This window comes from Butyrivibrio sp. WCE2006, assembly GCF_000701985.1.
Lineage (GTDB): Bacteria > Bacillota > Clostridia > Lachnospirales > Lachnospiraceae > Butyrivibrio.
The window spans coordinates 16,042-30,460 of sequence record NZ_JNKH01000022.1; the positions used below are offsets into that span (position 1 = coordinate 16,042).

Below are 14,419 nucleotides of genomic sequence, written 5' to 3' on the forward strand. Positions count from 1 at the left end.
CCATATGGAACAGATCATGCTGACAGGAAACAGCTCTCTTTGACTTGTAATACTTATATTTTTATGGTCAATACATTTAATCCTAAGAGGTTCTGATAGGAAACTTCTTTTGCTATTTTATAAACAAGTCTTATTCCAACATTTTTACCGACTTCGTCCTGTTCATTGACTTTATATCGATCCGAGGGATTAAAAGCTCTGCAGTTGTCACGGCATCTGAGAATTATCTCTTTATCGTCACAAACCACTCTTAAATCGATGGAATGTTTTTTGTTATCCTTGGTAAAGCCATGTGCTACCACATTTCCTGCCATCTCTTCCATACTAAGTCCTGCAAGGAAGGATCTTCTCTGATCAATTCCATGATCCTTACAAAAATCCACAATTTTCTCTGAAATACTGACAACTTCATCCATGTCGTGAACAGTTATATCAAGTCTGTCTGAATCACCGGCGCCAAAGTCTTCCGGGATAGCCATGAGATCCTCTAAGTTACGGGGGAATCTCTTTAAACAAATGCAGGCAGCAATCACAATAATTGCGGTGCAAATTACACCATTTAAAATATTGGCTATGTATAAGCCATTCATTTTAAATAATGGGATTAAAATAAGGCTCCAGCATACAACTCCGATCATTCCATCTGTTGTAGGGAGAACTACCGCCAGGTTTTTTCGTTCAATTGTCTGTGCGTAGCAGGTAAATTGCGTGCATACAAGAGAAAGAATCATGCAGAATGGCAGAAGTCTTAAGCCCATAACAGTCATTCCAAATACCGGATCCTGAGGATCCTGATAGAATAAGAAGGTAAGCGGCTTTGCAAAAAGTACAATAAACGCTATGACTGCGAAGATTACCAACATACCCTTTACAGTACTGATATACATGGTGTCGATCAGAGACCTTCTGTCTTTTTCACCCACGCTAATGCTGTACAGCATTCTTGAAACCGCCATCATTCCAAAGACAACCGGCCAGAAAATAGCCATAACAGAGTTAGAAGCAGCAAAGGATGAAATCCCTACTGTTCCTACATAAGCAATAATCAGGTAATTTACAATAACACAGCGGAGGGTCTCAACTAAACGGGAAATGGCACCGGGCACCCCGAGACGGGCGATATCTTTTCCATCTTGCCAGTTACAGATTTTGAAATCGAATCTCCACTCTGATTTTCCTGCAAAATAATACTGGGCCTGAATCAGTAAAAATGTCCAGTATGAAAGGGATGTACTTAATGCCAGCCCAAAAATCCCAATGGGCAAAATTACTACAAACAAGTGGTTAAGGATAGCATTCATAACAAAGCAGGATATACTTGCAATCATAGTTCTTTTTGACTGATTTTCCAAAGATAAAAATGCAAAGAGCTGCTGTCCCAGAACCAGTGCCGGAATTCCTATAGACTGCCCGATAAGGTACAGGTTAAACATTGAAAGATCGGGCTCAGTGTCAACAACAATCCGCGTTGCTCCTGTGACTGCAGTAATAATTATAATCAAAGATGTTACAATCGACAAAATAACAGACAGAATAATATCGATTGTAAATACACTGTTTACTGATTCTCTTTTTACTGCTATGTATCTTCCATAGAGAATCTGCGAGCCTCCAACCAACATAATGCTGGCTGCATATAGAAAATGAGTAATTGGCGCATATAGTCCAATTGCAATCATGGCAGATTTGCCCAAAACATTGCTGGCATAGAGGGTATCCACTATACCATTTATGGCATTGATAACTATAAGAAGGATCTGGTAGGGCAGCAGGCGAAAAAACAGCCCGGTTAATAGCTCGCGATCCGATAAAACCTGTTTTTTATTATCTCCATCAACTGAGAAACTGCTTCTGTTATGATGCATGTATTCCCTCCAGGATAATCCACGAAAACAGCTACGGTTAAGTAATCACTATCTTGTATATAATTATCCAATATTTTCGCTATGCTGTTTATTAAATTATCATAAAATTCCCGGTTGGAATTTTTATGAGGGAACTGCCGCTAATTAATTCAGCTTGCCAGATCTCTTTTATCATAAAATATGAATGCAAAAATGGTGGCGCAAAGTATCACCATAACTGCTGTCACAAATGCCATAGCATCGGTCTCTACTCCTGAGAAAATTTCAGAAGCATTAGCATATGCATAGGGCCCTATAAAAAGATAATCCTTAAGGTCAGGAACCACGCGTCCTATCAGATCATATACATAGAAAACAAGTGCAATTCCAAGTCCCATGCCCATTTTACTTTTTCCTGAAACCGCTGATATTCCAAAACAGAGGGCAGCAATTTCAATATTCATTAGAAGCTGTCTGAGCATAAAGGAGGTGAATTCCTTAAGAGGCAGTTCTTCTTTCAGATAGACAAATCCTGCAACATAGAATAATGCGCAGATAATTGTAAAAAGTACCAGCAGTACTGCCACGCATATTCCCTTTGCGGCGACTACTTTGCTTCTTGATACAGGAAGTGAAAACAGAAATTCTCCTGTATGCTTGTCCTCTTCTTTTGACAATATATCAATTGCCAGAATCGCAGCGAACATGGCACCTCCAAGTCCATGGACAGTACCAACCTCTGTGGCAAAATATCCCTTCAAAGTAGCTATGCTAAGTGTGCTCATGCCAAATGCGTCGGAAAAGGCTCCCATATTGGAAAACATATCCGCCATATCCTTCATATCACCTTCCATACTCTGATAAAGAAGTATGCAGGCAAGCCCCATGAGCCCTACTGATAATGACCATATAAGAAAGCTTTTAAAATTCAGTTTTATTTCTCTTAATAAAATTGTTCTCATAATATTCACTCCTTGTAAAATATGTAATTAGTACGTTTATTCCGTAATCCTGACATATCGGTCGGAACCATTCCAAATCATGACTTCGTCATGACAGTTCATTCCTCATAGAATCTGATAAATTCATCCTCGTCAATCAGCACAGAATCCAGCATTGATAACCTTCCCTCCCGCATGATTGCTCCATGTCTGCAATATTTATTCACTTCAGATAGCACGTGAGTTGATAAGAGGCAGGTTGCACCTTCATTTACATATTCATCAATGAGATTAAAAAACGTCCTTTGCATAAGCGGATCAAGGCCGCCTGTCGGTTCATCAAAAATGAAAAGCCTGGGTCTGTGCTGCATGGCGCAAACTATGCTGACTTTCTTACGATTTCCATAAGACAGTTCTTTTATCCGTTTGTTCACATCAACCTTTAGTCTCTCACATAATTTCTCAGCTTCTGCGCTACAGTCCATTTTTCTGACATCTGCAGCATACTTTATGACATCCTTCACCTTCATTGAGGTGTAGAACCAACTCTCAGAGGGCATATATCCCACATTTTCAAGAATCTTTTCATGATCTTTGACGCTGTCCATTTCAAGAATTTTTATGCTTCCGCTATTTATCTTAAGAAAACCCAGCATAGACCTTATAGTGGTGGATTTACCCGCTCCGTTTGGACCAATAAATCCGAATATATCACCTTCCTCTATAGTCAGGGAAACATCGATAACCCCCCTGTTTTTGCCGTAGCTTTTTGTGAGATTTTGAATTTCAACTACATTTTTCATAAACGTCGTCTCCTTTTTTCGACAAGCCATCATTTTTACTAAGTATGAAGAACTACACATTTCTCTTATCTTACAAATACCAAATAACAAAAGCAGGAACAATAGCTGTCCCTGCAAGGTGCACTTATTTACCGCTATGTTTCACTTTTATCCTGAATAAAACAGTAGATTTATTCCTTTTTAGCTGCGATTTTGGTATAATTAGGATAAGAAAACAGAGTAGAGAGAATGATTATCTATAAGAAGAGATGTAGTAAAGAATCTATTTTTAGGAGGTAACTGTCATGGCTATTATAGATAAGATTTTCGGGGAACACAAAGGTTTGTACAATTCCCCTTCAGAGGATGAACTTCAGATGGAACAGACAGGGACCAAGGAAAAGAAGCCAAAGGCTGAGATTTCTGAGGATGATACCGTAAGATTCACTGAGCACGATAGATTTTGGGAGGGAATGAAATAAGTGCAGTGAAAGTTAGTGTTGATTTATCACGTTGACACTTTAGTGTACTAGTGCTATTCTTTTATAAGATTTAGATAGAGGTTGCGTATTCTATCAGTACGGATTCTGATGCGACAGGCGCAGGAGAGGGATTCGGAAAGGACAATACGCCGAAGGATGAGCCATCCTGTGAGGCTTGTACCTGGGCATGCAGTGAATAATTGCATGACTGTCATCGCAAGATGGGGAGCTATCAGCTAATAGAATCAATGGCGATTTTGTGAAGCTAACTCTCCGAGTGATGAGTTAGCTTCTTTATTTGAGCAAAGTTAGTAAAAGTTTTTTATAAATAATATTGAGGAGAAATATTATGGCAGTTTTTAAGGGTGCAGGTGTTGCTATTGCTACACCATTTTATGAGGATGGATCGGTCAATTATGATGAGTTCAAGAGACTGATCGATTTCCAGATTGATAATGGAACAGATGCCATTATTGTATGCGGAACGACAGGTGAAAGTGCTACCATGACCGAAGAAGAGCACATGGAGGTTTCAAGATTCTGCATTGATTATGTAAATAAGAGAGTTCCTGTAATTGCCGGTGCCGGATCAAATTGCACAAAAACGGCTATTGATCTGTCTGTTGATGCTGCTAAGGCAGGCGCTGATGGTATTCTTTCAGTAACTCCATACTATAACAAGGCAACTCAGGATGGTCTTGTTCAGCATTTTACAGCTATTGCCAAGGCAGTTGATGTTCCGATCATTCTTTACAATGTGCCTAGTCGTACAGGCTGCAATATTCAGCCTGCTACTGTAGTTAAGCTCTGCAAAGAGGTTGATAACATTGTTGGAATTAAGGATGCTGTGGGCAATCTTGCTCAGACCACCAAGATGATGCAGCTTGCTGATGGAGCAGTTGATCTTTACTCAGGTGAGGATGGTCTTGTTGTTCCAATCATGTCTCTTGGAGGACTTGGAGTAATTTCAGTCCTTTCAAACGTAGCTCCTGCTAAGACACATGAGATGTGCCAGAAGGCACTTGATGGCGATTTCAAGGGTGCAGCTAAGATACAGCTTGAGGCACTTCCTCTTATAGATGCGCTCTTCTCAGAGGTTAATCCTATTCCTGTAAAGGCAGCTCTTGAGATGATAGGCTTCAAGGCAGGTCCGCTTCGTCTTCCTCTTACAACTATCACAGAGGAGAACAGAGTGGTACTTGAGAGAGAGCTTAAGAAATTTCTTGGTATGTAATTAGAAATTTAGCGATAAGAGAATTCCATGATTCGGAAATAGTGACTTAGCTATTTTGGTAAATGTGCCGGTGTATTCTTGGACGCAGATGAAAGAATAAAGGAGAATGGGAATGACAAAAGCGATAATGCACGGCTGTAACGGCCGAATGGGGCATGTTATTGTTGACCTTGCAGCAAATGATGACAATATAGAAATAGTGGCAGGAATTGACGCTTACGGCGAGAATAATTACAGTTTTCCCGTATTCGATTCAATTGATAAATGCGATGTAGATGCAGATGTGGTTATTGATTTTTCTAATGCATCAGCTATTGACGGGCTTCTTAAGGCCTGTGCTGAAAAAAAACTCCCTGTTGTATTATGTACCACAGGATTGTCTAAGGAGCAGCTTGAAGAGGTTAATAAGGCATCTGAGAAGACTGCAATCCTTAAGTCAGCAAATATGTCAGTTGGAATAAACATGCTTATGAAGGTATTAAAGGAGATTTCTCCTGTACTGGATGCGGCAGGCTTCGATATAGAAATAGTTGAGAAGCACCACAATCAAAAGCTGGACGCGCCCAGCGGAACAGCTCTTGCACTTGCTGACAGCGTAAACGAATCATTATCTGAAAAATGTGAGTACGTTTATGACAGAAGTGACAGACGTATGAAGCGTCCTAAGAAGGAAATCGGAATTTCAGCTGTTCGCGGTGGCACGATTGTAGGTGATCATGATGTTATCTTTGCCGGAATGGATGAGGTTATAACTCTTTCTCACAGAGCATATTCAAGATCAGTTTTCGCAAAGGGCGCAATTGAAGCCGCTAAGTTCCTTGCAGGAAAAGAAGCAGGAATGTACGACATGAGTGATGTAATATAATGATATAGGTGTCAAAAGTCAAAAATGCGTACATGCTTGCATGTTAAGCATTTTGACTTTATGACCCGAACAAATATGAGGAATTAGCAATTTACGCAGTAAATTAGCGGTTTCCGAATATTTGTAGAATTGCAAGAGTTTCGAAGAAACGGAGCAATTCGTATATCATATAATGAATTATTAAAATGCTCCATGCTTAGTGCTGGAGCATTTTTAGTGTAAGACATAAAAGAGGTAAATATGAGATTCAGGCCGTGTATAGATATACATAATGGACAGGTTAAACAGATAGTAGGAAGTAGTCTGCGTGATGCCGGTGATGTTGCTGCAGAGAATTTCGTGGCTACTCAGGACGCTGCATTTTATGCAAAAATGTATAAGGATAAGGGGCTTTATGGAGGGCATATTATTATCCTTAATGCAAATGATAGTCCCTACTATGAAGCATCGGTAAATCAGGCTTATATGGCTCTTAGACAGACTCCGGGATGTCTTCAGGTTGGTGGCGGTGTAACTGCTGAAAATGCTGCGCAGTATTTAGCTGCAGGAGCTTCACATGTGATTGTGACGAGCTATGTTTTTAAAGATGGAAAAGTGAATTATGAAAATCTGAGGAAACTTGTTAGTGAGACCGGAAAAGAACATCTGGTGCTGGATCTTAGCTGCCGTAAAAGTACTGAGGATGGGAAATATTACATTGTTACAGACAGATGGCAGAAGATGACAGAAGTAGAAGTGAATGCAGACATTCTTGATGAGTTTTCATCCTACTGTGATGAATTTCTTGTTCATGCGGTTGATGTTGAAGGCAAACAGTCAGGAATCGAAAATGAGCTTGCAGGGTTACTTGGAAACTGGGGAAAGATACCAATGACCTACGCCGGAGGAGTGCATAACCTTCAGGATATAGAAGAACTTAAGAGATGCGGCATGGGAAAGCTGGATGTGACAGTTGGCAGCGCATTGGATATATTTGGCGGTACGATTTCTATAGATGAAATAGTAAATGAATTAGAGTAGAGGCATGTTTTCTTATAAAACCTGCAATCATCCGAAGGCGCTCTAAAGTAATCAGCAGAAATATTTGGCGCTTACTATAGCAATTGAACGCAAAATTACGCCCCCGAAATGTATAGATTCCTGTTTTTCCTTAGAAAAACGGGAATCTATACATTTCGGGGGCTATAATTTGAGCTTTCTATGGAGTATGTTCTCTTATAGTGAGAACCTGGCTACAAATTCCTGAAGTTCCTGTGCGTTTTCAGCAAGACGATCGGAAGCTTCTGCAACCTCATGGGTGGAAGCTGTCTGCTGCTGGGATGCTGCAGATACATTCTGAGTCTCATCTGCAACACTTACGCTCATTTCTTCAATCTTCTGAATGTTATTAGCAATTGTCTCTGTACCGCCGGATAGCTGGTCAACAATTTCGCTCATGCGAGCACTCTGCTCGGAAACGGAATGAACCTTGTTAACAATTTCATTGAAGGTATTACCGGCCTCATTAACGACTTCAGAGCCTTCAAGAACGCTCTGTGCACCGTCTTTCATGGAGTCAACTGCTTCTTCAGAGCTCTTCATTATGTCTTCAATAAGAACTGTGATATTGTTTGCAGCTTCATTTGACTGATCAGCCAGTTTGCTGATCTCACTTGCTACAACTGCAAATCCTTTACCCATTTCTCCTGCACGGGCAGCTTCAATGCTGGCATTTAGAGAAAGGAGATTGGTCTGACTTGCGATTTCAGCGATAGTATCAACGAAGGAATCAATATTTTTAAGCTTGTCGCCCAGTCCTTCAACCATGGTAGCTGTATTTTCAACAGAATCTTTGATGGTTTCCATCATGGTTGTTGCACGATTCATGTCAGAAGCGCCCTTTGTTGCTGCTTCGTTGGTTGCCTGTATCATTTCGCTGGAAGCTACAATTGCATCCTGGAATTCCTGCATATTATTTACAAATGCCTGAGTTTCATCACTTGCACCTGATACAGCTGTAATCTGGCCGCTGCAGGAGTTTGCAACGTTTGTGCAGGAGTTTGCAACCATTTCACTTGCTTCAGCTGACTGGGAAGCACTTGCTGAAAGTTCCTCAGATGCGGATGCAACATAAGCGGTAGTGTCAGAAATCTTAGCCATCAGCTCTCTGATATTTGAGTGAAGAAGATCGAGAGCATCGGAAATAAGGCCAATTTCGTTATTAGTTTTCTTAAGAGGTCTAACCTTCTTCATATCGGCATTGTCACTGAAGTCGCTGTTTGCCATGTGCTCCATTTCTTTAGCTACAAGCACGATAGGAGTAGTGATTTTCTTACCAATGTAGAAGGCTACTATAATCCCGCATATAATAAGAACTACAAGAACGATGAGGGATTTAATAATAGAGTTCCTGAGGGCTTCATCAGCGTGTTCTTTGTATACCGCTTCAAGACTGTCAATGTGATCAATCCAGACACCTGTACCAATAACCCAATCAAAGGGCTCATACAGCATTGTGTAACCCATCTTGGGAAGGGGCTCGGTTTCGTTCGGTTTCGCGAAACTGAAATATGAAAATCCGCCGCCTGCCTTTGCGTTAGCAATGAAATCTTTTATCATGTATACGCCATTAGGATCGTGCTGTTCAAGACGGTTAGTACCTTCTGTATCGCGGCCAAGAAGAACCACGTTTGTACCATCTGAAGTATCAACCCAGAAATATCCGTCGCCGTCCATGAAACGAAGTTCACGAACATAATCAGCAGCGATTCTCTTTGCGTCTTCTTCTGAAAAAGCACCTGCAAGGTGCGCTTTATCTACCTGTTCAACAAGACTTACAACATTTTGAACCTGGTTTCTAAGCTCAGATTGCTGATCCTGCATAAGTCTTTCTCTATAAGCAGCAGTCTGTTCCTTGGTGGTTGCGATTGTACTGTTAATTGTGAATAACTCAATGATGATGCCGGTCAGGATAACTGCACCTGCTATGACACCGATTAGAGCATACAATAAAGAACCTGTTCGTTTTTGCATTGTTACACCTCCATAAGAAATTATGACACACATTCAGCTTAGCAAAACGTGTTTGGTATAACAATTAATTAAGTATAAAATTTTGGTAAATAAGTTGTGCACTATTCGAATTTTTTACGTGTTGATTTTTGATAATTTTCAATATTTGACAGGCTTTTGTTTTCCTTCGGAAAAGGGGAATTGTGTTGGTCAGATCCTCGCAAAGAAATGGGAGTGTTCTGCGGATCTGGTCAGTTTTTTTATATCAGAAAACCCATCCGTTTCCGGATGGGTTAAGTGATTAATCATTTGTACACTTGCTGATTCTATATATAAAGAATAAGGCACATTGTAGTCTTGATTAAAATGATTGTCCGTTAATCAAAGCTTGTTTACGTTAACGGCCTGAGGTCCTTTTTCGCCCTGGATTACATCGTAATCAACTGCAGCGCCTTCGTCGAGAGACTTGAAGCCCTCCATGTTGAGTCCTGAATAATGTACGAATACATCATTGCCTGCCTCATCAGAAATGAAGCCGTAACCCTTCTGGTTGTTGAACCACTTAACTGTACCCTTGTTCATAGCTTACCTCCACTAAAAAATAAAAAATAGTTCTAATCGTCAAATGAGTACTTCTATTGACGATATGTTGTATTAAAACAACATAGTTAGCATATCATAAGGAAACTTAAAAGTAAAGAAATTATTAAAATATTCGCGAATTAATTCACAATTCATCTAAATGAAGGTCCCTGTTACTTTACTTTAATTGTTTAGTGTGTTAAAATATGCAAGCAGTAAAGTAAATTGACGAAATTAAGTTAATTTGGATACTTGGTTGATTATAACTCAATTGAGTAGTGGAGGGATACATGAACAAAAAAATTCGTACAGAAGCGGTGGATCATTTATTTGAAGCGATTCTGTCACTTGATAATAAAGAGGAGTGCTATAGCTTTTTTGAGGATTTGTGTACGGTTAATGAATTGATGTCACTTTCTCAGAGATTTGAAGTAGCAGCAATGCTCAGAAAGCATAAGACATACCTTGAAATAGCAGAGAAGACAGGAGCATCAACTGCCACTATAAGCAGAGTGAATCGTTCTTTGAATTATGGAGATGATGGATACGCTCTGGTTTTCCAGAGAATGAAGGAAAGCTGATTTTTAGTGCGATCCATAATTTTTCTTAGAATTTTTTAGAGAACATTTAGTTGATATATTTAACTGATAAAAAGAACCCCATGATTGGTAATGTGATTACAATCATGGGGATTTTGACGTACAAAAAACTGAAATACAATTAGTTTGCAGCAGCTCGTTCTTTTGCAGTTTCAGCAGAGGTTTTTTCAGCTGTCATATTACATTGTCCCTGGAAAACTGCATTTTCATCAATTACAAGAGTTTTTGCTGTAAGATCACCTATAAGCTTGCCTGTGTCACTGATCTCAACTTTTCCGGTGCCAGCACTTACATTGCCCTGTATTTCACCTGCCAGAAAAAGATTAGTGGCGGAAACTGCGCCTGTGATTTTTCCTTCCTGACCAACTATGAGTGAACCGTTGACGGATACATTTCCGTTTATCGTACCGTCTACTCTGGTACTCTCCTTGGCGGTAAAGGGACCATCCACAATTGCCCCTGCAGCGATGAAAGATGTTATTGGTTCTGCGGAAACATCAAGTGTTCCATCTTTTGCATTATTAAATAGTGCCATCTTACTCCTCCTCTAAGCACATTATTTTAATCATCCATTTATCTGAACAAGTTCTTCAGGGTTAATGAAAACCCCGTCTTTTTTGATCTGATATCCAAGCTTGGTATTATCACTTCCGACTACAAACAGTGTAGCTCCTTTAACGACGGTGTCACCTTCGTGAACAAGGCTTTCACCGGAATTTCTGTAAATTGAAATATAGCCATTTCCGTGATCAATGGTCACACTGTTGCCGTATTTAATATCTCCGGCTACAGAAGTTACGGTTCCTGCACCTGAAGCAATGATTGTAGAACCTTCCTCGGTTGTCAGAAGAAGAATAGGATCTAAAGTTGAAACATCGACAGGTTCTGTGGCTTCGTCGGTATTTTCTTCTGTGTTCTCAGCATTTTCTTCACCGTTTTCGTCATTGTTTTCTGCATTTTCTGACTGATCAATAGCATTTCCATCTGCATCTATAATGCCGGCTATAGCAATCTCAGAGGATCCGGGATCATCATATGTGCTGATCATGGATGCAGTACCTGAAATAGGAAGCTGTGAGGGAATACTCAGCTGCTCAGCCTCTGCTGCGCTTTGAGCCTCTGCTTCAACCTTCTGATTGAGCGCCTGACTAAGCTGAGTGACTTCATTCTGCAGTTCGGAATTGGATTTGGTAAGAGTCTTGTTTTCCTCATCAAGCTCAAGTATTCTGGCATTCTGCTCCGCTGTATATTTTTTTAATGATGAAACTGTGATTGCTGAATTTACAAGAAAACAGACTAGTGCTACAAACACGGCAAAAATAGAAAATGCCAGCACCTGTGTGGCAATATGGCCAAGATGGATACTTCCGCTGCTTCCATCGGAATCTCCTGATATTATCATAAAAGTATAATGCCTTTTATGTCTGTGTTTTTTAGGTTTATTAATGTCTGCCATAAGAACCCCCGTTTAAATCGTAATAATGATATCACAATTAAGCAGATTAGAAAAGAATTTACTGTGAAGTACAAGGAGTTAGAGTTTATTGTATCTACAATTTACATTAACCTAAAAAGATAATATAATATGATGGATTGCGACATGAGAATCATGTGCATATAGAAATACTAATTATTGGAAGTGAGGTTACATTATGGCATTATTACAACAGTGGCGTGATATGGCTTATTCAGAGAAAGCTGATAAAGCTCAGCTGCAGAAACTTTGGACAGATTATTTTCAGAAGGAAAAGGAAATCTACTCGATCCTTCTTAAGAATCCTGATGAGGTAGTTAAGGGCACAGTTAAGGAACTGGCTGACAAATATAGCATTGATGTAATGACAATGACAGGTTTCCTTGATGGAATCAATGATTCACTTAAGGAGCAGAATCCTATCGAAGAGATGGAAGAGGACACAGAGGTTCAGCTTGGTTTCGACAAGGAACTTCTTTACAAGAACATGGTAGCTGCAGGTGCTGACTGGCTCTATGGTCTTGAAGAGTGGAATGATATCTTCTCTGAGGAGAAGCAGAAGGAGCTCTACAAGGAACAGAAGGCTTCTCAGACAGTTCGCAAGGAGAACAAGGTTTATCCTAACGATCCCTGTCCGTGTGGAAGTGGTAAGAAGTACAAAAAGTGCCACGGTAAAGGCAAATTCTAAGAGAGACTGATCAAAATATAGCTGTACCCGGTTGGTATGGCAGAAAGAGGATAAAATGACAAAAGAAGAATTTAAAGAAGTGTATCGCCATTCATTGGCACACATCCTGGCAAAAGCCGTAATCGAGATTTACGGTAAGGAGACTCAGTACGCAATTGGTCCGCAGGTGGCAGACGGTTGCTACTATGATTTTGTTTTGCCCAAGGCTGTAACAGAGGATGATTTCAAGACTATCGAAGATAAGATGCGCGAGATCATCAAGAGAAGAGAAGACTGGACAAGAAAAGAGGTTTCTAAGGAGGAGGCTCTTGAGATCTTCAAGGATCAGAAGTTTAAGACAGAGCTTATTAATGATCTTCCTGATGGCGAGGTTATCACCACATATAACACAGGTGATGATTTCATCGACCTCTGCAGAGGACCTCACATCGAGAATTCTCAGGAGCTGATGAATGTTTCATATAAAATAAAAGCAGTTTCCGGAGCATATTGGAGAGGAGACGAGAAGAGAGATTCCATGACAAGAATCTATCTGTACGCTTTCCCTTCAAAGGATGAGCTCAAGGCACATCTTAAGATGATCCAGGAAGCTTTGGAGCGTGATCATAAAAAGATTGGTGCACAGCTTGATCTTTTCATGTTTGATGAGACAGCACCCGGTATGCCTTACTGGCTTCCCAGAGGATGGAAGATGTACCAGAAGCTCCTTAAGTTCTCAAGAGACATTCAGGAGAGACATGGATATACCGAGATCGCAGCACCTCTTATTGACAATAAAAAGCTTTGGCTTATCAGTGGACACTGGGCTCACTACATCAACAACATGTTTATCGTACCCGGAATTGCAGGACACGTTCAGGCTGACACAACTATTCCGGACGTTGCAGATGGCATGGAAGAGGATGCAGCTAAGGCTCCCGTTAAGATCGAGAGAGGCTCTGTTATCTACAACAGAGAAGCACTTGATACAATGGGTGCTAAGCCTATGAACTGTCCTAACGCTATGATGACTTACAAGAGAACAGTTCATTCTTATAAAGAGCTTCCTATTCGTTACAGTGAGTACGATGTACTTCACAGAAAAGAGAAGTCCGGACAGATGAACGGTCTTTTCCGTGTTCAGGAGTTCAGACAGGATGATGACCATACATTCGTAATGGAGTCACAGATTCAGGATGAGATTGCAGATATCATCTCAATTGCTGATGAGATCTACAAGACATTCGGTGTTACATACAGAGCTGAGTTCTCAACACGCCCTGATGATTTCATGGGTGATATTGAGGTTTGGAACAGAGCAGAGGCTGCTATTAAGAGCATTCTCGATAAGAAGTATGGCGAGGGTGGCTATGAGATCAACGAAGGCGACGGCGCTTTCTACGGCCCCAAGATCGACCTTCAGATCAAGGATGCACTTGGAAGAGAGTGGCAGTGCGGTACAGTACAGCTTGACTACCAGCTTCCTCATAACTTTGGTCTTACATATCAGGCTCAGGACGGAAGCCTTGAGATGCCTGTTGTTATACACAGAGCTATCTACGGTTCACTTGAGAGATTCATCGGTATTATCATCGAGAACTTCAAGGGTGCATTCCCGTTCTGGCTCAGCCCTTATCAGGTTGGTATTGTGCCGATCCGTGTTGAGCACAACGAATATGCTAAGAAGGTAGCAGACCTTCTCTACGAGAACGGAATTGATGTTGAGGCTGATTACTCTGACAACAACATGAAGGAGAAGATCAAGAAGTTCAAGAACTTCAAGGATCCCTACATCATTGTACTTGGAGATAAGGAAGCAGCTGAGAATACAGTTTCTATCAATGTGCGTGGCTCTAATAAGCAGATTCAGAATGTACCTCTTGATAAGTTTGTTGAGATGTGCAAGAAGATGAATGCTGAGCATACACTTGAACTTATTGACAGTGTTGAATAAAAAA

Annotated in this window: 14 protein-coding genes and 1 riboswitch; of the genes, 7 read left to right on the plus strand and 7 right to left on the minus strand. The window is 40.5% G+C overall.

The window, feature by feature from the left end:
• Positions 1-53: 53 nt before the first annotated feature.
• The 3 genes from T501_RS13060 to T501_RS13070 all read right to left on the minus strand — a co-directional run bounded on the left by T501_RS13060 (position 54) and on the right by T501_RS13070 (position 3,588).
• Positions 54-1,865, minus strand: a complete 1,812-nt coding sequence (locus T501_RS13060; protein WP_044915270.1) for an MATE family efflux transporter — start codon at positions 1,863-1,865, stop codon at positions 54-56.
• Between the two features lie 149 nt (positions 1,866-2,014).
• Positions 2,015-2,806, minus strand: coding sequence for an ABC transporter permease subunit (locus T501_RS13065; RefSeq protein WP_026512150.1), 792 nt, complete (start codon positions 2,804-2,806; stop codon positions 2,015-2,017).
• A 98-nt stretch (positions 2,807-2,904) separates the two neighbouring features.
• The gene (locus T501_RS13070; RefSeq protein ID WP_044915271.1) at positions 2,905-3,588 is read right to left on the minus strand and encodes an ABC transporter ATP-binding protein; all 684 of its coding nucleotides are present in this window, start codon (positions 3,586-3,588) and stop codon (positions 2,905-2,907) included.
• Positions 3,589-3,872: 284 nt separating this feature from the next.
• On the opposite strand from T501_RS13070, the gene T501_RS21360 reads away from it, so the two are divergent.
• From T501_RS21360 to hisA, 4 genes are all read left to right on the plus strand, one after another.
• Positions 3,873-4,049 (plus strand): hypothetical protein, encoded by a 177-nt coding sequence (locus tag T501_RS21360; RefSeq protein WP_155831576.1) that lies wholly within the window; start codon positions 3,873-3,875, stop codon positions 4,047-4,049.
• Between the two features lie 67 nt (positions 4,050-4,116).
• Positions 4,117-4,289, plus strand: a riboswitch (Lysine riboswitch).
• Positions 4,290-4,398: 109 nt separating this feature from the next.
• Positions 4,399-5,283 carry a 4-hydroxy-tetrahydrodipicolinate synthase gene (dapA, locus tag T501_RS13075; protein WP_026512149.1) on the plus strand — a complete coding sequence of 295 codons (885 nt, stop codon included), beginning with the start codon at positions 4,399-4,401 and terminating at the stop codon, positions 5,281-5,283.
• A gap of 112 nt (positions 5,284-5,395) precedes the next feature.
• On the plus strand, positions 5,396-6,148 hold the full coding sequence (gene dapB, locus T501_RS13080; protein WP_026512148.1) for a 4-hydroxy-tetrahydrodipicolinate reductase: 753 nt from the start codon (positions 5,396-5,398) through the stop codon (positions 6,146-6,148).
• 240 nt (positions 6,149-6,388) lie between these two features.
• A complete protein-coding gene (gene hisA / locus T501_RS13085) occupies positions 6,389-7,168 on the plus strand; it encodes a phosphoribosylformimino-5-aminoimidazole carboxamide ribotide isomerase (RefSeq protein WP_044915272.1) in 780 nt (259 codons plus the stop codon).
• A gap of 195 nt (positions 7,169-7,363) precedes the next feature.
• Here hisA and T501_RS13090 read toward each other — a convergent pair whose 3' ends face one another.
• Positions 7,364-9,160, minus strand: coding sequence for a methyl-accepting chemotaxis protein (locus T501_RS13090; protein ID WP_044915273.1), 1,797 nt, complete (start codon positions 9,158-9,160; stop codon positions 7,364-7,366).
• A gap of 360 nt (positions 9,161-9,520) precedes the next feature.
• The gene (locus T501_RS13095; protein ID WP_022761586.1) at positions 9,521-9,721 is read right to left on the minus strand and encodes a cold-shock protein; all 201 of its coding nucleotides are present in this window, start codon (positions 9,719-9,721) and stop codon (positions 9,521-9,523) included.
• Between the two features lie 290 nt (positions 9,722-10,011).
• Between T501_RS13095 and T501_RS13100 the strand changes: the two genes are divergently transcribed.
• A complete protein-coding gene (locus tag T501_RS13100; protein WP_026512145.1) occupies positions 10,012-10,302 on the plus strand; it encodes a YerC/YecD family TrpR-related protein in 291 nt (96 codons plus the stop codon).
• 139 nt (positions 10,303-10,441) lie between these two features.
• Here the strand turns inward: T501_RS13100 and T501_RS13105 are convergent, their stop codons facing one another.
• Together T501_RS13105 and T501_RS13110 are read right to left on the minus strand one after the other, a co-directional pair.
• Positions 10,442-10,855, minus strand: a complete 414-nt coding sequence (locus tag T501_RS13105) for a bactofilin family protein (RefSeq protein WP_049945990.1) — start codon at positions 10,853-10,855, stop codon at positions 10,442-10,444.
• Between the two features lie 30 nt (positions 10,856-10,885).
• A complete protein-coding gene (locus tag T501_RS13110) occupies positions 10,886-11,776 on the minus strand; it encodes a M23 family metallopeptidase (RefSeq protein ID WP_044915274.1) in 891 nt (296 codons plus the stop codon).
• Positions 11,777-11,972: 196 nt separating this feature from the next.
• Here T501_RS13110 and T501_RS13115 point away from each other — a divergent pair, with 196 nt between their 5' ends.
• Positions 11,973-12,482 (plus strand): SEC-C metal-binding domain-containing protein, encoded by a 510-nt coding sequence (locus tag T501_RS13115; protein WP_044915275.1) that lies wholly within the window; start codon positions 11,973-11,975, stop codon positions 12,480-12,482.
• Positions 12,483-12,537: 55 nt separating this feature from the next.
• Complete coding sequence (locus T501_RS13120; protein ID WP_044915277.1) at positions 12,538-14,415, plus strand: threonine--tRNA ligase; 1,878 nt, start codon at positions 12,538-12,540, stop codon at positions 14,413-14,415.
• The last annotated feature ends 4 nt before the right edge of the window (positions 14,416-14,419 follow it).

Bases quoted from the DNA above. Each gene is read 5' to 3' on its own strand.
- T501_RS13060 (WP_044915270.1), bottom strand. From the start codon at position 1,865: ATGCATCATAACAGAAGCAGTTTCTCAGTTGATGGAGATAATAAAAAA.
- T501_RS13065 (WP_026512150.1), bottom strand. From the start codon at position 2,806: ATGAGAACAATTTTATTAAGAGAAATAAAACTGAATTTTAAAAGCTTT.
- T501_RS13070 (WP_044915271.1), bottom strand. From the start codon at position 3,588: ATGAAAAATGTAGTTGAAATTCAAAATCTCACAAAAAGCTACGGCAAA.
- T501_RS21360 (WP_155831576.1), top strand. From the start codon at position 3,873: ATGGCTATTATAGATAAGATTTTCGGGGAACACAAAGGTTTGTACAAT.
- dapA (WP_026512149.1), top strand. From the start codon at position 4,399: ATGGCAGTTTTTAAGGGTGCAGGTGTTGCTATTGCTACACCATTTTAT.
- dapB (WP_026512148.1), top strand. From the start codon at position 5,396: ATGACAAAAGCGATAATGCACGGCTGTAACGGCCGAATGGGGCATGTT.
- hisA (WP_044915272.1), top strand. From the start codon at position 6,389: ATGAGATTCAGGCCGTGTATAGATATACATAATGGACAGGTTAAACAG.
- T501_RS13090 (WP_044915273.1), bottom strand. From the start codon at position 9,160: ATGCAAAAACGAACAGGTTCTTTATTGTATGCTCTAATCGGTGTCATA.
- T501_RS13095 (WP_022761586.1), bottom strand. From the start codon at position 9,721: ATGAACAAGGGTACAGTTAAGTGGTTCAACAACCAGAAGGGTTACGGC.
- T501_RS13100 (WP_026512145.1), top strand. From the start codon at position 10,012: ATGAACAAAAAAATTCGTACAGAAGCGGTGGATCATTTATTTGAAGCG.
- T501_RS13105 (WP_049945990.1), bottom strand. From the start codon at position 10,855: ATGGCACTATTTAATAATGCAAAAGATGGAACACTTGATGTTTCCGCA.
- T501_RS13110 (WP_044915274.1), bottom strand. From the start codon at position 11,776: ATGGCAGACATTAATAAACCTAAAAAACACAGACATAAAAGGCATTAT.
- T501_RS13115 (WP_044915275.1), top strand. From the start codon at position 11,973: ATGGCATTATTACAACAGTGGCGTGATATGGCTTATTCAGAGAAAGCT.
- T501_RS13120 (WP_044915277.1), top strand. From the start codon at position 12,538: ATGACAAAAGAAGAATTTAAAGAAGTGTATCGCCATTCATTGGCACAC.